The organism is Lachnoclostridium sp. An138 (assembly GCF_002160765.1).
Classification (GTDB): Bacteria; Bacillota; Clostridia; order Lachnospirales; family Lachnospiraceae; genus Laedolimicola; species Laedolimicola faecalis.
The window spans coordinates 50,506-67,950 of sequence record NZ_NFLF01000014.1; the positions used below are offsets into that span (position 1 = coordinate 50,506).

At 53.4% G+C, this 17,445-nt stretch carries 13 protein-coding genes and 1 other annotated feature; of the genes, 11 read left to right on the top strand and 2 right to left on the bottom strand.

Annotation, left to right across the window (positions count from 1 at the left end; genetic code table 11):
- Positions 1-142: 142 nt before the first annotated feature.
- Positions 143-400 (bottom strand) — a binding site (T-box leader).
- Positions 401-488: 88 nt separating this feature from the next.
- Positions 489-2,987, bottom strand: a complete 2,499-nt coding sequence (locus tag B5E82_RS12155) for a YfhO family protein (RefSeq protein WP_087307811.1) — start codon at positions 2,985-2,987, stop codon at positions 489-491.
- A complete protein-coding gene (locus B5E82_RS12160; RefSeq protein ID WP_140393135.1) occupies positions 2,984-3,778 on the bottom strand; it encodes a hypothetical protein in 795 nt (264 codons plus the stop codon). The genes B5E82_RS12155 and B5E82_RS12160 overlap by 4 nt, the downstream gene beginning before the upstream one ends.
- Before the next feature lie 179 nt (positions 3,779-3,957).
- Between B5E82_RS12160 and B5E82_RS12165 the strand changes: the two genes are divergently transcribed.
- The 11 genes from B5E82_RS12165 (at position 3,958) to B5E82_RS12215 (ending at position 17,419) form a co-directional block, all read left to right on the top strand.
- Positions 3,958-6,978, top strand: coding sequence for a fucose pyrophosphorylase domain-containing protein (locus tag B5E82_RS12165; protein WP_087307814.1), 3,021 nt, complete (start codon positions 3,958-3,960; stop codon positions 6,976-6,978).
- 50 nt (positions 6,979-7,028) lie between these two features.
- A complete protein-coding gene (locus tag B5E82_RS12170; protein WP_087307816.1) occupies positions 7,029-8,249 on the top strand; it encodes a glycosyltransferase in 1,221 nt (406 codons plus the stop codon).
- Between the two features lie 19 nt (positions 8,250-8,268).
- The gene (locus B5E82_RS12175) at positions 8,269-9,021 is read left to right on the top strand and encodes a glycosyltransferase family 2 protein (protein ID WP_087307818.1); all 753 of its coding nucleotides are present in this window, start codon (positions 8,269-8,271) and stop codon (positions 9,019-9,021) included.
- Between the two features lie 33 nt (positions 9,022-9,054).
- Positions 9,055-9,756 (top strand): glycosyltransferase family 2 protein, encoded by a 702-nt coding sequence (locus B5E82_RS12180; RefSeq protein WP_087307820.1) that lies wholly within the window; start codon positions 9,055-9,057, stop codon positions 9,754-9,756.
- Positions 9,753-10,124, top strand: a complete 372-nt coding sequence (locus B5E82_RS12185; RefSeq protein ID WP_087307822.1) for a DUF2304 domain-containing protein — start codon at positions 9,753-9,755, stop codon at positions 10,122-10,124. The genes B5E82_RS12180 and B5E82_RS12185 overlap by 4 nt, the downstream gene beginning before the upstream one ends.
- Before the next feature lie 68 nt (positions 10,125-10,192).
- On the top strand, positions 10,193-11,854 hold the full coding sequence (locus tag B5E82_RS12190; protein ID WP_087307824.1) for a hypothetical protein: 1,662 nt from the start codon (positions 10,193-10,195) through the stop codon (positions 11,852-11,854).
- 12 nt (positions 11,855-11,866) lie between these two features.
- The gene (rfbD, locus tag B5E82_RS12195; protein ID WP_087307826.1) at positions 11,867-12,730 is read left to right on the top strand and encodes a dTDP-4-dehydrorhamnose reductase; all 864 of its coding nucleotides are present in this window, start codon (positions 11,867-11,869) and stop codon (positions 12,728-12,730) included.
- Between the two features lie 95 nt (positions 12,731-12,825).
- Positions 12,826-13,779 (top strand): glycosyltransferase, encoded by a 954-nt coding sequence (locus B5E82_RS12200; protein WP_087307828.1) that lies wholly within the window; start codon positions 12,826-12,828, stop codon positions 13,777-13,779.
- Between the two features lie 9 nt (positions 13,780-13,788).
- The gene (locus B5E82_RS12205) at positions 13,789-15,003 is read left to right on the top strand and encodes a hypothetical protein (RefSeq protein ID WP_087307830.1); all 1,215 of its coding nucleotides are present in this window, start codon (positions 13,789-13,791) and stop codon (positions 15,001-15,003) included.
- Positions 15,003-15,989, top strand: coding sequence for a hypothetical protein (locus B5E82_RS12210; protein ID WP_087307832.1), 987 nt, complete (start codon positions 15,003-15,005; stop codon positions 15,987-15,989). Before B5E82_RS12205 ends, B5E82_RS12210 begins: the two co-directional genes overlap by 1 nt.
- Positions 15,986-17,419 (top strand): MBOAT family O-acyltransferase, encoded by a 1,434-nt coding sequence (locus tag B5E82_RS12215; RefSeq protein WP_087307834.1) that lies wholly within the window; start codon positions 15,986-15,988, stop codon positions 17,417-17,419. Before B5E82_RS12210 ends, B5E82_RS12215 begins: the two co-directional genes overlap by 4 nt.
- Positions 17,420-17,445: the final 26 nt, after the last annotated feature.

Sequence of the window (17,445 nt, forward strand, 5' to 3'; positions counted from 1 at the left end):
TTCTTTTAGATTTAGGCGGCAGATGTGGCCGGCTGTCTTGCCGGGACAGCGGCGGATAGGGAAGCCTTCGAGGCGTTTCCTTTCCGGTTTCTTTCCCCGCCATGCAGGTAATTCCGGAAATAAAAAAACGCTCCTGTCCCTTCCATGGGACAAAAGCGAAAGCTTCTGCGATACCACCCAAATTGACATTTCCAGCAGGAAAATGTCCACTCGCTACACGTACCATCATACGTGCCCCGATGGATAACGGGTGGGGTCCCGTCAGCCCCTACTTGGAAACTTTCCGTTCAAAGCCGCCCTCCGAAGCCCATTCACTGACTGTCTCACATCCCGATTCCACCATCCGGGACTCTCTGAAGTCTGACATCCGCCAGCTACTATTCTTCTTCACAGGTTTTTCTTGTATAACGTTACTGGTATTATATGCGCTGAGAGGCGGATTTGTCAACAGTTTTTTGACAGAAACTGTTGACAATTACTCAGTACAATTACTCAGCCCGTTTTCTCCGGCGGGCGGAAGAGACGGAGCCGCAGAGGCAGGCAGCTGCCCATCCAGCCGCGCCGCACAGGCTTAAGAGGATTCCGGCGCGTTTCCCGGGCGCCTGAAAGCAGAGGCGGATTTCGTGGTCTCCGGCGCTCAGGGGCGTCCCGGCGAAGGCCGTATTGACTGCCGCCGGCCGGACTTTTCTGCCGTCCACGATAAAGCTCATGCCGTTCTGGAGAGGAATGGAGGTGACAAGCCAGCCGTCGCTGCCGGCCTTTACCCGGCAGGCAAAGATTTCTCCGGGGCCGGCCTCAAGGGGCGCGGCAGGCGTCCAGCTTTTTTCAGCAAAGACGGAGACGTCCAGCAGAAAGAAGCGGACATTCTTAAGAGTATAGCGGCCTTTGGACAGGGAAAGCTCCAGAGCGCGCAGTTCTTTGTCTTCCGAAGAAAAAGCGTAATAAAAATGGCTGTTCCCGTTGGGATAGGGAGCGCTGGAAGCGGAAAGCTTGTTTTTGACCCCGTTTATGGTGATAATGACCGGCTTCCCGGTATGGTTTTCCACTTGGAAATCCAGAAGCAGCAGCTTATCTTTCAGAGGTTTCTGAAAGATAAGCTCTACCTGGGAATCCTTTGAAGCGGTGATTTCCAGGTTTCCGGTGTCCCTGGAAAGAGTGCTTTGGGAATCAGCGTTTCTGGTGAACTGGACAGAGGCGGGAATTCTTTTAGCGATCCAGGAAGGAGAAAAGGTCTGAAGGCGTGAGAGCCATTCCGTCTCCTGCCCATCCGGGATAACGCTGTACCTTGTCAGAGCCTCTGCCTGTTCCCAGCCTGCCAGGCTTTCAAACTGAGCCTGGGGCATCGTCCGGTCTGTAAAATAGACCATGGGAAGCACCTGATCGTTTTCAGACACGGCAAGGTTCTCATTTTTCCAGAGAAGCCGGTATCCGTCCGGAATCCGGGAGGCTTTTGTCTCCACGTACCGGATTCCCATAAAATGCAGGAAAAACGGATTATCAGCGGCCAGGATGGCAAGCCGGTTGTTGATCTGGATGGGTGTCTTTAAAAGATCATAGTACACCCGGGAATAGGCATTGTTGTAGACGGAAGAGTACATGGTGCTCTTATTCTGTCCTCCGGTGATGTCCGTATTGCTCCTGTTCATGGGATTGATGAGGGAATCCTGCCGGTAAAAGGGCGTGGATACGGGAGTATATGCCGGGTCTTCCATAGCGGACGCCAGTTCCTCTCTGGTCACGAAATGCTCCGTGGAGGCGGCATGAAGGAAAGAGAGAAAGGGCATCACGAACAGAAGGGGGAGGGCTGCTCTGAAACAGAATCCCCGCAGACCGGATTTTTCTTTCTCCTTCAGGAACCTGAATACCAGCACCGCGGCGGCCAGAACCAGGATGTCTGCCAGAACCAGGCTCCGGAGGCTGCGCCTCAGATAGAGAGAACCCACCGCAAGTACAGGAAGAAAGGGCCAGAGCTTCCATCCGGCCTTTCCGGCGCGCAGATCTGCAAGCAGCCTTGTTCCGTGGAGCAGAAGCAGGGGCAGAAAAGGCATCAGAATTTTGGCTCTTGCGTAGAGAGTGGCGTTCAGCAGATAGGAGGCGCCGCCCCAGAACAGCAGAAGGAGAAAAATCAGGCTGTCTCTCCGATACTGCTTATATCCCAGGCCAAGCAGCAGAAGGTAGAGGGCCAGCATGGTAAGGCCCAGGCCGTAGGGACTGTACAGCAGGGAACTGAAGTTTCCAAAAAAAGTTAAAAGACCGCTGCCTGCGGAAGCGGAAGGCCTGTGGTGTTCCAGGATGGCCAGTCCGGTGGGGAGCAGCAGGGCGGCTGACATGCAGGCCGCCAGCGCCGAGGCGGCGAACCAGGGGAGGAAGAAAGACCTGCCGGATTTCTGCAGCCAGTACCAGCCCGCAGCCAGAAAGCAGGCGGGAGCGTAATAAAAGCTGTTCAGACAGATGAGTAGCAGAAAAACAGGCAGCATGGCAGGCATGCGCCTGGGACGCTTCTGAATGGACAGAAGCGCCAGCAGCAGAAACGGCATATAGTTTACGAACATGATCTGCCTGTGGGTATGAAAAAAGCAGGAAGCGGTCAGAAAGAGCAGGCTTCCCAAAAACGCGTTCGTCTCCGAAAGCTGTTCCCGGCGCAGCCACAGGTAAAACAAAAGCACGCCTGCCAGGTATCCGGCAAGCGAATAAAGAATCACGATCTGATACATGGGCACGGCCGGAAGCAGGCAGCCCAGGAGAATATCCGGCCGCAGATACCCGTAGTAGGAAAACTGAAAGCCGCTGCTCCCTCCGCCCAGAGCAAGAAAATCGGGCAGCAGCGTCTTCTGTTCCAGACAGGCGTCCCGAATCGTCTCGGCGAGGGCAGCGTGCTGGCTGAGCCAGTCGGTAGCAGAGCCGTACACGCAGCCGGAGGGCACGGACAGAAGGATAAGCAGGAAAAACAGCCCGGTCAGCAGCAGAGGGCAGATAAATTTTTTCATGACGCAGTCTCTCCCGCAATCACTTTTTCGATACCCCGCATATCCGCAGCGATGTCCGTGAAGGAGCTCCAGTAGCTGCCGATCAGCTTATCGGTGGCAGCCAGACAGTACAGATCCAGAAGGGCGTCGTGCATGCCTTCCACGGAATTCCGGTCGATGGTCCGGCTCTGGTTGCTGATGATTTTGCCGGGAAATTCCCGGCGCAGCAGGTCTTCCTCCGACTGATCGTCAGTGGCCAGGAAGAAGCGGCTTTCCGGATGCTCCGCCAGCTCTTTTTTCATCTCGGCGATGAACTGCTCCGTGGTGCTCTTTCCCATGGAGACAGCATTGTCCGTGCGCCGGATGTGGACGCCTACGCAGCGGGGCGCAAACTCCTTCGTAAAGGAGTCGATGCGTTTCTGCAGGGCAGGGGCAGGCACATAGAGGCTGTAATCGTGGGAGGGATAAAAGTGTTCCCAGGTAAAGATATAAACCTGTTTTTTCAGAGAACGGTAAAAGTCCTCGTGAAGGACGCCGTCCGTTTTGTGGCTGATGATATCCTCATTTCCGAAACGCTGCCCGGAAGTGAGCTGGTACCAGAGTTTTCTGGGATCTTTCAGGGAGCGGATGTTGATGATTTGAATGTCCGGTTCTGTGACCGGGAGGAAGAGATCCTCGAAAGTGCAGTTCAGCTCCGGACACAGGTACCAGAGCACCACCAGCTTTTCTTTCCTGCGCTTCGCAAGTTCCCGCCCGGAATTTATTACTCTTATTCTATTGCATAAACCGCCCGAAGGTTGTATTATTACCATAGTGTACCTTGCCGTAGCCGCGCACGAAAGCCGGCGCGGCTGCGGATTACCTTTCCTTTCTATACTATATATTTGATTTTTGAAGCCGCCATGTCCTTGACAGAGAAATACAATTACATGACATTGACGTATTTGGCGACATTATAGCATTTCATAAAAACACAGACAAGGGAGAAGTTATGAAACCGCAGAAAATTAAGAATCTGTTTCTGAGACAGAGCTATCAGGATGCCTGGGAGGAGTATGAAAAGTCTCTCACAAAGAAATACTTTATTCAGTGGGATTACGTGATTCTGACGGCGTCCAATGAGGAGCAGGCGGCGGCTTATCAGGCCCAGATCGACGCACGCCTGAGAGCGGGACGATTGCCTTCGGAGACTGTATATCAGGTGCTTCCGGACCCGGATGGAAAACGGGTGGGTTCAGGCGGCGCCACCTTCCATGTGATGAAATACCTGAGCGAATGCGGAGAGGAAGAGCATTTCTTCCGGGGAAAACGGATTCTGGTGATTCACTCCGGCGGAGATTCCAAGAGAGTGCCCCAGTATTCGGCCTGCGGAAAGCTGTTTTCCCCGGTGCCCAGGGAACTGCCGGACGGACGGCGTTCCACGCTGTTTGATGAGTTTATGATTGGAATGGCAGGGATGCCGGCCCGTTTTAAGGAAGGCATGCTGGTGCTGTCCGGAGACGTGCTTCTTTTGTTCAATCCCCTGCAGATCGATTTTACATTCCGGGGGGCCGCCGCCATCTCCATCAAGGAAGACGTGGAGACTGGAAAGGATCATGGCGTATTCCTGGGAGACGGGGAAGGCTACGTGGCGAATTTCCTTCACAAGCAGAGCGAAGAACGGCTCCGTGCCCTGGGGGCGGTCAATGAGCATGGAGCGGTGGACCTGGACACAGGAGCTATCATGCTGGACTGCGATCTGCTGGAGAGCCTGTTTTCCCTGATTGGAGAAAAGGGAAGAATCGTGCCGGAGAAGTATGAGCGCTTTGTCAATGAGAAAGCCCGGGTCAGCTTCTATGGAGATTTTCTGTACCCGCTGGCGTCCCGGTCTACACTGGAGCAGTACCTGAAGGAAAAGCCGGAGGGAGAATTCTGTGCGGAACTGGAGAAATGCCGCCGCAAGCTCTGGGAGGCGCTGCATCCTTATTCCCTGAAACTTCTGTGCCTGTCCCCGGCTCAGTTCATTCATTTTGGCACCACCAGAGAGCTTCTGCATCTGGTGACCGAGGACATTGATAATTATGAGTTTCTGGACTGGAAGCGCCAGGTGCTGGGCGTGGAGGAGGAAGAAGGTTCCTGCGCCTGCAGCAGCAGTTATATTGAGCGGGCTGCGAAGGTGGCGGCTTCTTCCTATATAGAAGACAGTTATATTTACAGCGGGACTGTGGTGGAGGATCACTGCGTGATTTCGGCTGTGACTCTGCGGGGACAGCGGATTCCGGACCATACGGTGCTTCACGGACTGAAGCAGAAGGATGGAAGTTTTGTGGTCCGGGTCTATGGGGTAAATGACAATCCCAAAGGAACTCTGGAGGATGGAGCCTCCTTCCTGAAAGGCAGCCTTGCGGGCTTTCTGGAAGCGGCCGGCCTGGCGCCGGAGGAGGTCTGGGACGGGGAAGGCCATTATCTGTGGACGGCAAAGCTTTACCCGGTCTGCGCCTCCATTGAGGAAGCTGTACAGGCGTCCATGGAGCTCCTGCAGCTGGCAGAAGGAAAGGAAGGGCAGGCGGCGGCCTACCGTGCCAGAAAGCGTCTGAGCCTGCAGGAAAGTTTTGAACATGCGGATGTAAAGGAAATCGTGGCCTGGCAGGCGAAGCTTGGCACCCAGGTACGGATTGCCCGCTTCCTTCTGGCTCTGGAACAGAGAAAGAGCGTGGAAGAGGCAGGCGCGGTCTTCGGAAGCCAGGGCGTGACACCCGCCCAGGTGGAAAAGCTGCGGAAAATCGCGGAGGCCTCTGAGTTCGGAATCCGCATGCGGATTTATTATTATCTGTCCAGGCTTACGAAGGGAGCGGTCAGTGAGGAGCTGGAAAACCAGTGCTTCCGCTATATCTGTGACAGCCTGTATGAGGCCAGCATCGGGGACGCTCCAGAGGATGAAGAGTATCATATTACCAGTCCGGAGGTCACGGTGGAGCTTCCGATCCGGGTGAATTTCGGCGGAGGCTGGTCGGATACGCCGCCCTACTGCAACGAGCACGGCGGCACGGTGCTGAACGCGGCGGCAAAGTTGAATGGAATCTGCCCGGTGGTGGTGACTGTGAAGCGGATAGACAAGCCCTGTATCGCTCTGGCCAGCACCGATTCCGGGGCCTATGATGAATTTACGGAGACCGGCAGGCTGCAGAATTGCCGGGACCCCTTTGACACTTACGCTCTCCACAAGGCGGCCCTTCTGGCCTGCGGCATTGTGCCGCTGTCCGGAGAAGTGCCTCTGGAGAAAATTCTGGAAAAGCTGGGAGGCGGTCTCTATCTGTCCACGGCGGTAATGGGGATTCCCAGGGGCTCCGGTCTTGGCACCAGCAGCATCCTTGCCGGGGCCTGCGTGAAGGCCATCTTCCAGTATATCGGAAAAGAAGTGACGGAAAATGAGCTGTATTCCTATGTGCTCTGCATGGAGCAGCTGATGAGTACAGGGGGCGGCTGGCAGGATCAGGTAGGAGGCCTGACAGACGGCGTCAAGCTGATCACCACCAAGCCGGGCCTGAAGCAGGATATCCGGGTGCAGCATCTGAATATTCCGGAAGAGGCCATAGAAGAGCTGAAAGAGCGGTTCGTGCTGATCTATACGGGGCAGAGGCGTCTGGCACGGAATCTTCTCCGGGAGGTGGTGGGCGGCTACATCGGTTCCAGCCCCAATTCTCTGGAAGTGCTCTATGAGATTCAGCGGGTGGCCGTCCTGATGAAATTTGAGCTGGAAAAGGGAAATATCGACGGCTTTGCCCGGCTTCTCGACCGCCACTGGGAGCTTTCAAGGCAGCTGGACGCAGGCAGCACCAATACCTGTATCGACCAGATTTTCCTGGCCTGCGAGGATCTGCTCTCGGCGCGGATGATCTGCGGCGCCGGCGGCGGCGGTTTCCTTCAGGCGGTTTTGAAAAAAGGATGCACGAAGGAAGAACTGCGGGAGAGAATCCGCAGCGTATTCCAGGAAAGCGGCGTGGACGTCTGGGACTGCGAGCTGGTATTTTAGGGAAACGCGGATGAAAGTGTTTCCTGCGCCGGACAGGAGGACGAAAAGATTTGAAAGTATTGCAGATTAATACGGTCTGCGGAAGCGGAAGCGTGGGGCGCATTACGGTGGACATCGTTCATGCCCTGGAAGCGGCCGGAGATGAGGGAATGGTGGCGTTCGGCAGAAAGCAGGCGCCCGGAGATGTGAAGACATATAAGTTCGGCACGAATCTGGATATGGGCATCCATGTGCTCCACACCTTTTTTAAGGGCGAGCATGGATTCGCCTCCTCAAAACAGACCGGAAGACTGATTGAGAAAATAAAGGAATACAATCCGGATATCATCCACCTCCACAATATCCATGGCTTTTATCTGGATGTGGAGGAGCTGTTCCGGTATCTGAAAGGCTCCGGGAAGCCGGTGGTCTGGACCCTTCATGACTGCTGGAGTTTCACCGGGCACTGCGCCCATTTTGATTATATCGGCTGTATGAAGTGGAAGACAGGCTGCGGGGACTGCCCCCAGTATAAAAGCGTCTATCCCTATGCCCTGTTTAAGGACAATTCAGCCGGAAATTATAAAAGAAAGAAAAGGTCATTTACAGGCGTGCCGGATCTCACGGTGGTGACGCCATCCCGGTGGCTGGCCGGCTATGTGCGGGAATCTTATCTGGGAGAATATCCCGTGCAGGTGATTCCGAACGGAATCGCTCTGGATAAGTTCCGCCCGGTGGACAAAGGGCTGAAGAAAAAGCTGGGTTTTGAGGAGAAATATATTCTTCTGGGCGTGGCAAGCATGTGGGAGGAGAGGAAGGGCTGCGCCTATTTTGAGCAGCTGGCGGACAGGCTGGATGATTCGTATCAGATTATCCTGATCGGCCTTTCGAAGCGGAAGATGAAGACCCTTCATCCGAAGATTCACGGGGTTATGAGGACGAACAGCATGGAAGAGCTGGCGGAGTATTATTCCATGGCGGACGCCTATGTGAATACAACCCTGGAAGATACCTTCCCCACGACCAACCTGGAGGCGCTGGCCTGCGGGACGCCGGTGATTACCTTTGCGACGGGCGGCAGCGTGGAATCGGTAGACGCCTCCTGTGGAAAAATTGTGCCCAAGGGAGACACGGAAGCCCTGATAAAGGCCATAGAAGAGCTGCGCGGAGAGCCGGATAAAAAGGAGGACTGTCTCCGCAGGGCGGCCGGGTACGATAAGAATGACAGATTTCAGGATTATCTGAAGCTTTACCGAAGCCTTCTGGAGAAGCAGAAGCTGCCGGAAGCATAGAAAGAAATGGACGAAAGCAATGGAAAACAGAAAACCAAAGGTCTCGGTTATTACCGCGACCTATAATGACAAAGAGAACCTGCGGCGGATTATCCGCCAGGTAAGCTCCCAGAGCTATGAAAATATCGAGTATATCATTGTGGACGGGGGTTCTTCAGACGGGACTCTGGAGGTGATTCGGGAAGCGGAAGAGCTGTTCGGGGAACGGCTGAAATGGATTTCCGAGCCGGATAAGGGCATTTACGACGCCCTGAATAAGGGAATCCGCATGGCCTCCGGAGACATTCTGGGCTGCTGCTTTGATGAGTACGCGGGACCGGATGTGCTTGCCAGGATGGTGGACATTATGGAGCGGGAACAGACCGACGGCGTCCACGGAGATCTGTACTACATGGACGGGGAGCGGATCGTGCGCCGCTGGCATCAGGGCCAGGGAAAGATCCGGTTCGGCTGGATGCCGGGACACCCCACCCTGTATCTGAGAAAAAGCGTCTATGATACCTTTGGGCTTTACAAGACGGATTACCGGATTTCGGCCGATTATGAGTTTATGATCCGGATTCTGAAGGATGGGAAGGTGCGTCTTTCCTATCTGCCGGAGGTGCTGATCTACATGTCTCACGGAGGCACCAGCACGAACAGCCTGGGCGCGTACCTGGCAGGCATGAAGGAAGGACACAGGGCTCTGCAGGAAAACGGCGTGTCCTTTGCCTGGTTCACAGATCTTTGCCGGACCTTAAGGGTACTTGCGCAGTTTGTGAAAAAGAAGTAAGATAAAAAGAACACGAAAGTAAGGAGAACACAGATGAAGTGTCTGGTGATTATCCCGGCGTACAATGAAGAGGAAAATATTGTGCGCGTGGTAGAGAACCTGAAGAATAATTATCCCATGTATGATTATGTGGTGATCAATGACGGCTCCTCAGACGACACAGCCCGGCTCTGCAGAAGAAAGGGCTATGAGCTTGTGGATCTTCCCGTGAATCTGGGACTTGCGGGCGCTTTTCAGACCGGGCTCAAATACGCCTGGAGAAAGGGCTATGACTATGCCATCCAGTTCGACGCGGATGGACAGCACAGGGCGGAGTATATCGCCCCAATGCTGGAAAAGATACAGGAAGGATACGATATTGTCATCGGCTCCCGCTTTGTGACGGAGAAAAAGCCCCATTCCCTGCGGATGATCGGCAGCAGGCTGATTGCCGTGGCCACACGGCTTACCACGGGCAAGAAGGTGAAGGACCCTACCTCCGGCATGAGAATGTTCAATAAAAAAATGATCGCGGAGTTTGCCCTGAACCTGAATTACGGGCCTGAGCCGGATACGATCTCCTATCTTCTGAAGCAGGGAGCCACCATCGCGGAGGTTCAGGTGGAGATGGATGAGCGTATCGCGGGAGAGAGCTATCTGAATATCACCAAATCCATCATGTATATGCTGAGAATGCTGATGTCGATTCTGCTGATACAGAACTTCCGGAAACGCAGGGAGGTGAAGGTTCGATGACGCCGGTATTTCGGATTATTCTGATTGTAGTGTCCCTTTTGACCACATTTTATATTCTGAAAAAAATCCGCCAGTCCAAGCTTCAGATCGAGTACGCGATTTTCTGGATTCTGTTTGCGGGCGTGCTGATAGTGTTCAGTCTGTTCCCCTGGCTGGTGTCCATGTTTACGAGGCTGATTGGAATGCAGCTTCCCGTAAACTTTATCTTTCTGTTCTTTATCTTTGTGCTGCTGGTTAAAATGTTCCTGATGACCATTGAGCTGTCAGCGCTGGAAAACAAGGTAAAGGATCTGACTCAGGAGCTGGCTCTGGAGGAAAAGGAGCGGGTGGACGAGCAGAAAGAAAAGACAGGAACAAAGGAAAAATAAGAATACGACAGGAATAGGAACAGGAGTAAAGCAGGAGCAGGAGTAAAGGTAAGAGTAAGGAGGACGTTTTGGAAACCATTTATCGAATTACCGGACAGCTCTGGGGGAGATTCATAAGCTGGATGAAGGAAGAGAAAAACCAGCTGCGTTTTATTCTGGTATGTTTTGTCATCAGTCTGATCCCGCTGCTGGTTTTGAGTTTTTTCAACCATCCGGCTATGGACGATTTTAACTATGGAATTCTGACACGGCACGCGCTGCTGGAGAATGAGGGACTGGCAGTAATTCCCGCCGTGCTGAAGGCTGCCGTGCAGCGGGCCGTGAATCTGTGGCACAGCTGGCAGGGAACCTATACGTTTGCCATCATCGCGGCTCTGCGTCCCTCGATTATCACAGAGCGGATTACGTTTATACAGACCTTTATTCTGCTGGGAATATTTACAGTCGGATTCTGGTATTTCTGCCAGGTGATGCTGCACCGTCTGCTGGGACTGTCCAAAGCGGTGGCAGCGGTGACATCCTGTGTGGTTATGACGCTCTGCATCCAGTATGTGCCTTTCGGAGCAGAAGCCTTTTACTGGTGGAATGGAAGCGTGGGCTATACGGGGCTGTTCTCGGTCATGCTGATTCTGTTTGGCATGCTGGCAGATTCCCTGCGCAGGGGAAAGATTTCTGTCAGGAGAATGACAGCCCTTCTGGCGCTGGAGCTTCTGCTGGCGGGAGGCATGTATCCCACGGCGCTTCTCACGGCAGTGGTGCTGTTCCTGGTTATGGTGGACGGGCTGGCCGGAAAGAAGTACGGCAGGAATTTGAAGATCCAGCTGACGGTGCTCTTCCTGCTTTATCTGCCTGAATTCGGACTGAGTATTATCGCTCCCGGAAATGCCAGGCGCCAGGCCCTGTTCCAGCATCGGACTCCCTTTGAGGCTATCTACAAGTCTTATACGAAATCTCTGGAATATATGTTCACGGAAGCAACCAATGCGGTGATGATTCTGGTTATCATAGCTCTGTTCCTGTACATGTTCTGGAAGCTGAAGGATTCCAGGTTCCAGTTCCGCTGTCCGTTCATGTTCACCCTGGTCAGCTACAGCATGGTTGTAGTGATGTGGGTGCCGGGCATCTATGCGGTGCGCTATATTTCAGGAGGACGCTATTATAATATTCTTCTCTACGGCGTGGTTCTCTTTTACGCGGCCAACGCGGTTTACTATGCGGGCTGGCTGCGGCGCCAGTATGAAAAATGCGGCGCGGAAGCGATGGAGGTCCTTCAGAAGGCTGTTCCTGTAATTCTGGGAACGGCAGGAATTCTCTGTGCCGTGATCGGAGTCTGGAAAGTGGATATTGTGACGGATCTGGAAGAGATTACGACGGCATCGGCCCTGAAATCCCTGGTATATGGGGAGGCGCAGGTGTATGACCAGGAGATTCGTGCGAGGGAAGCCCTTTACAACGATCCGAACGTGAAGGAAGTCTATGTGGAAGAGGTGACTTACCGCCCAGAGCTTCTGTATTACGGAACGCTGACTGAGGACCCGGAGGACGGAAGAAATCTTGCCATGTGCGAATACTATGACAAGGACTTTATGGTAAAAATTGTAGAAGACACAGAAGAAAATACAGAAGAAAATACAGAGGAAGATACCGGTGAAGCCGGCGCGGAAGAGACGCCGGAGACCGGAGAAAATACCGGAGAGAATACTTCGGAGGAAATGGAAACTTCAGAGTAAAGGAGAAGAAAAATGAAAAAGATTATTGTGACAGGATGCAACGGCCAGCTGGGACGCGCGGTAAATCAGCAGTATGCGGGAAGCACAGAATATGAACTGGTAAACACAGACGTGGCAGAGCTGGATATCACGAAAGTGGACGAGGTTCTGAAGCTGGCCAGAGAGGTAAAGCCTTACGCTGTCATCAACTGTGCCGCTTATACAAATGTGGACAAATGCGAGACAGAGCCGGATCTGGCTTATAAAATCAATGCGGTCGGCGCGCGCAATCTGGCTATCGCGGCCTCTGATGTGGGAGCGAAGCTCATGCACATCTCCACGGACTATGTATTTCCGGGCGATGTGGCGGAACGGCCTCTGACAGAGTTTGATACGCCCAGTCCCAAGAGCATGTATGGAGCCACCAAGCTGGCGGGAGAGAATTTTGTGCGCGATTTCGCGGACCGTTATTTTATCATCCGGACGGCCTGGCTTTACGGAGACGGACATAATTTCGCCAAGACCATGCTGAAGCTTTCCGAGACCAACGATACCATCGGCGTGGTTATGGATCAGGTGGGAACGCCTACCAGCGCTGTGGAGCTGGCGAAGGCCATCAAGTACCTGCTTCCCACGGATAATTACGGACTCTTCCACGGCACCTGCGAGGGAGATACCAACTGGGCGGAGTTCGCCGCCACAGTTCTCCGCCTGGCAGGAAAGAAGACGGTAATCGAGCCCATTACCTCACAGGAGTACAAGCGGCGGTTTCCGGCTTCCGCGGATCGTCCGGCCTATTCCATTCTGGAAAATTATATGCTGAAGCTGACCACAGACTTTTCCTTTGCCTCCTGGCAGGACGCCATTGAGGTATATATGAAAGAGCTGCTGGGATAAATCCCGCAGGGATGAAGACTGCCGGGAGAAAGACTGCCGGCACGGAAAAAGGTGCCGGGAGCAGTTCCCCGCCCGTACGAAAGGAGAAGCACCTGATGACTGGAAATGATATTTTATATCTGGTAATCCCCTGCTACAATGAAGAGGCTGTTCTGCATGAGACTGCGAAGCAGCTTCTGGAGAAAATGAATTCCATGTTTGAGCGGGGCATGATATCCAGAGAGAGCAAAATCATGTTTGTCAATGACGGCTCCAAGGATAAGACCTGGGAGATCATTGAGGAGCTTCACGCTTCCAATCCCATCTACTCCGGCGTAAAGCTGTCCCGGAACAAAGGACACCAGAACGCGCTGCTGGCCGGCCTGATGACGGCGAAGGAGAAGGCGGATATGACCATTTCTCTGGACGCGGACCTGCAGGATGATGTGGACGTCATTGATCAGATGGTGGAAAAGTATTATCAGGGAAACGATGTGGTCTACGGTGTGCGCAGCGCCCGCAAGACAGATACCTTTTTCAAGAAATTTACGGCTCAGGGTTTTTATAAGCTGATGCAGGCCATGGGAGTGGAGATTGTCTACAATCACGCGGACTACCGGCTTATGAGTAAACGGGCCATGGAAGGGCTTTCGCAGTTTAAGGAAGTCAATCTGTTTCTGAGAGGAATCGTTCCGTTGATCGGCTACAAGTCAGACGTGGTGACCTATGAACGCCATGAGAGATTCGCGGGAGAATCCAAGTATCCGCTGAAGAAAATGCTGGCCTTCGCCACAGATGGAATCACTTCCTTCAGCATTAAGCCCATCCGCCTGATTACCACTTGCGGAATCCTGATCTTTGCCATCAGCCTCGTGATGCTTTTGTATTTTCTGATAGTCCATTTTATGGGACGGACTGTAGCGGGCTGGACCAGCATGATTGTCTCGATCTGGGCCATCGGCGGCCTGCAGCTTCTGGCCATCGGAATTGTGGGCGAGTATATCGGAAAGATCTATCTGGAGACGAAGGAACGGCCCAAATATATTATCGAAACTGTACTGGATGAGTAGGAGAGTTTTATGAATAAATTAACAGAAAAGCGGGAAGCCATAAAATTTGACCGGGCGGACATCCTGTATCTGGCGGCCATCACGGTCATCGGGCTGGCGATCCGCCTGATTCTGCGCGTGGTGACGACGGATGACTGGGTGATGTACTGGGACCCGTGGATTTCAGACCTGAAGGAGATGGGATTTTCCTATCTGGCCACGGACCGCTACGACTATACCCCCACCTTTGTCTATATTCTGTGGGCGATCAGCAAGCTTCCCATCAATCCCATGACAGCCTACAAAGGGCTTCACATTGCCCTTGACTTCGTGGCGGCCGTGATCATGGGTAAGATTGCGTGGAAGGTCACAGGAAGTAAGATAAAAAGTATCGCCGCTTATGGTCTGATGCTGCTGGTGCCTACGATCTGGGCCAACAGCGCTCTCTGGGCTCAGTGTGATATTATTTTCATGACCTTTCTTTTACTGTGCTTTTACTATTTCTTTGAGGACAGGCCCAACCTTGCCATGTTCTTTTACGGAATGGCCTTTGTGTTCAAGCTTCAGTCCCTGTTTATTTTCCCGTTTCTTGTGATTCTCTGGGTGAATAAAAAGGTGCAGCTTAAAGCTTTCCTGTGGATTCCGGTCCTGTATTTTCTGAGCATTGTGCCGGCCTGGATCGCGGGACGGCCGCTGATGGATCTGATCAATATCTACATGGCCCAGGGCGCTCAGGATGTGTGGTCCCTGTCCATCAAATGGCCGAATATCTATCAGATCATCGGAAATCAGTATTTCCTGCTGGAGTATGCGTCCTCGGGAACCTGGCTGATCCTTGGCATCCTGATGATCCTCATGTATGCCATGGCCCGGAAGAGATACCGGATTACCAATGAATTTATCGTGCAGATGGCGCTGTTTTTCGCGATTCTGACGCCCTATTTCCTGCCTCATATGCATGAGCGCTACGGCTGTGTGGCGGACATTCTGGCGATCATCTATGCGCTGATGAACATAAAGAAATTTTATTTCCCGCTGGCTCATATTCTGATTTCCTTTAACTGCTATATGGCCTATCTCAGCCATCTGGGCTCGGACGAGCCGGCGATTTACTATGGCGTGTGGGCCTTTGCGGAGCTGGGGCTTCTGATTCTTGTGGGTCTTGACGTCTGGAATTACCTGAAAAATCCAGACAATCAGCTTCCGGACAGCCAGCTTTCGGTCAAAGAAAAGGAGGCGGCGTAATGGACGATTTTTTAAGAGATTTTATCGTGAAAAAATGGAAAATCGGCAGCTTCACCTTTACCTTCCTGGACGCGCTTCTGGCAGTCTGCATCACGGGTACGGGAATCTTTCTGAGGCTTCCGGTGATGGACTATACTGCCACCGGGCCTGAGAAAATCGGAGCCATCGTGCTGGAATATCTGCTGGCTGTCCTGTGCGGGGCCATTGTGCACCGCTGTACGGGGAGCAGAAACCGCGCGTTTCTGACCTATACGATTCTTGTGATTTATCCCACGATCGCAGCAAATGGCGCGCTCTGGAATGTCAATGCCGTGTATTATGTGATTCTGTTTTTTGCAGGCTTTTATCTGTATATCCGCGGCTTCCGTGTTCTGGGATGGATAAGCGGGCTGGCCGGTACGGCGATTGCCCTGTACCGGATCTGGCAGTGGCAGATGGCTTTAAGTGTGGCTTATCCGGTAAGCCTGAGCCGGGGATGGCCGAATTTCTATGAAATCATCGGAAAGACAGCCTTTGTAGACCTGTTTGACAAGGTCTCTCTGCTGGTTCTGGCAGGGCTTCTTCTGACGCTTGCCTACTGTTTTGCGAAGAAAAAAGTCCGGATCACACCGGATCTGGCGCTGCAGCTGTTTCTCTTTCTGGCGGTGCTGATTCCGTATTTTGCGCCTTATATGCCTGCCTGGGCAGGATATACGGCGGACATCGCGGCCCTTCTGTACTTCATGCGCCGGAAAGACCGGTTTTATCTGCCTATGCTGCACCTGATTGTTTCCTACAGCGCCTATGCGTATATGACTAACGGAGAGACGAAGCTTCCGATGGTGGTGTTCTCTGTGATTCTGCTGGGAATTCTGGTCAATGTGGGCGTGGATCTCTACCGGGAGGCGGCCGCCCAGACTGCGCCGGCGGCAGCGGGCCTGACGGGAACGGAGCAGGCGGATGAGGCTTCTGTCCGGGAGACAGAGGCTCAGGGAGCAAAATCATGACTTCAAATATTATGCTGACTCTGGCTTTTCTGGCCGGCGTGCTGGCAGTCTACTATCTGACGCCGAAGGCGGGCAGACAGTGGATTCTGCTGGCCGCCAGCCTGCTTTTTTATCTGAGCGCGGACCCGCGCATGCTTCTCCTTTCGGGCGGAAGTGCGCTCTGGTCCTTCGCGGCAGGCATCGGCACGGAACGGGCCGGGACAAAGGGACAGAAGAAGGCCTGGCTGCTGGCGGCAGTCCTTCCGGCGCTTCTGGTTCTGTTTGTATTTAAATATTTTAATTTCTTTGTGGGTTCCGTGTGGTCTCTTGTGGGAGCCGCAGGCCTTTCCGGGAGCGCGCCCGTGCTGTCGCTGGCGCTCCCTCTGGGTATTTCCTATTATACGTTTAAGATGATCAGCTATAATGCGGATGTCTTTCTGGGGAAGCGGGAGGCCGAAAAAGGAATCTCCGGCTGCGGCGCTTACCTGACCTATGTGCTGTTCTTTCCGCAGATTGTGTCGGGACCCATTGAGCGTTCGGAGGGTTTTCTTGCGCAGCTTCATGAGGGCCCGTGCTATGACGCGGCCCTGTTTGCGGAAGGAATGCAGCGGATCGTACTGGGACTGTTCAAAAAGCTTGTGATAGCAAACCGGCTGAGCGCTTATGTGGATACGGTCTTTGGGGCTCCGGAGAGCTATCCGGGTCTGGCCTGCGTGATGGCTGCCTTTTTCTATTCCTTCCAGCTTTACTGTGATTTTTCCGGGTATTCGGATATCGCTGTGGGAATGGGGAATCTGCTGGGCATCCGCAGCAGGAAGAACTTTGACTGTCCTTATTTCTCCAGAGGGATCAAGGAGTTCTGGAGCCGCTGGCATATTTCCCTTTCCAGCTGGCTTAAAAGTTATGTCTATATTCCGCTGGGGGGAAACCGGGTATCGGCGGTCCGCCGCTGTGTCAATGTGCTGGCGGTCTTTCTGATCAGCGGCCTCTGGCATGGAGCCGGATGGACATTTCTCATCTGGGGCGCCATCCACGGCGTCTGGAATATGTTTGCGCGGAAGAAAGAGCCTGACTGCGGTCCGGTCAGAAAGATCTGGCAGACGCTGGTGACTTTTCTGGGCGTGACGCTCGGCTGGGTCTTTTTCCGGGCGGAAAGCTTTGGAGCCGCGCTGACGTTTCTGAAGCGCGCCGTGACAGGCTTTTCCCTGTCCTATCTGGATATCCAGAATTCCATCCTGCCCTTTACGGGAGACAATACCTGCGCGGCCTATTTCCTGACGGCCTGCGGTTTTCTCTTCCTGCTGTTCCTGTATGAGAGAGGAAGAGTCTACGGGAAGACCCGTGAAAAGGGAGAGGCTTACCTGTCTGTATTCTGGCTTGTACTTATGACCTTAAGCGTCGTGCTGTTCGGCGTGTTCGGCGTGTCGGGCTTCCTGTATGCGAATTTTTAACCGGACGGGAATGAAAGGAGTACCGA

Bases quoted from the DNA above. Each gene is read 5' to 3' on its own strand.
- B5E82_RS12210 (WP_087307832.1), top strand. From the start codon at position 15,003: ATGGACGATTTTTTAAGAGATTTTATCGTGAAAAAATGGAAAATCGGC.
- B5E82_RS12160 (WP_140393135.1), bottom strand. From the start codon at position 3,778: ATGGTAATAATACAACCTTCGGGCGGTTTATGCAATAGAATAAGAGTA.
- B5E82_RS12185 (WP_087307822.1), top strand. From the start codon at position 9,753: ATGACGCCGGTATTTCGGATTATTCTGATTGTAGTGTCCCTTTTGACC.
- B5E82_RS12180 (WP_087307820.1), top strand. From the start codon at position 9,055: ATGAAGTGTCTGGTGATTATCCCGGCGTACAATGAAGAGGAAAATATT.
- B5E82_RS12215 (WP_087307834.1), top strand. From the start codon at position 15,986: ATGACTTCAAATATTATGCTGACTCTGGCTTTTCTGGCCGGCGTGCTG.
- B5E82_RS12205 (WP_087307830.1), top strand. From the start codon at position 13,789: ATGAATAAATTAACAGAAAAGCGGGAAGCCATAAAATTTGACCGGGCG.
- B5E82_RS12175 (WP_087307818.1), top strand. From the start codon at position 8,269: ATGGAAAACAGAAAACCAAAGGTCTCGGTTATTACCGCGACCTATAAT.
- B5E82_RS12200 (WP_087307828.1), top strand. From the start codon at position 12,826: ATGACTGGAAATGATATTTTATATCTGGTAATCCCCTGCTACAATGAA.
- rfbD (WP_087307826.1), top strand. From the start codon at position 11,867: ATGAAAAAGATTATTGTGACAGGATGCAACGGCCAGCTGGGACGCGCG.
- B5E82_RS12155 (WP_087307811.1), bottom strand. From the start codon at position 2,987: ATGAAAAAATTTATCTGCCCTCTGCTGCTGACCGGGCTGTTTTTCCTG.
- B5E82_RS12165 (WP_087307814.1), top strand. From the start codon at position 3,958: ATGAAACCGCAGAAAATTAAGAATCTGTTTCTGAGACAGAGCTATCAG.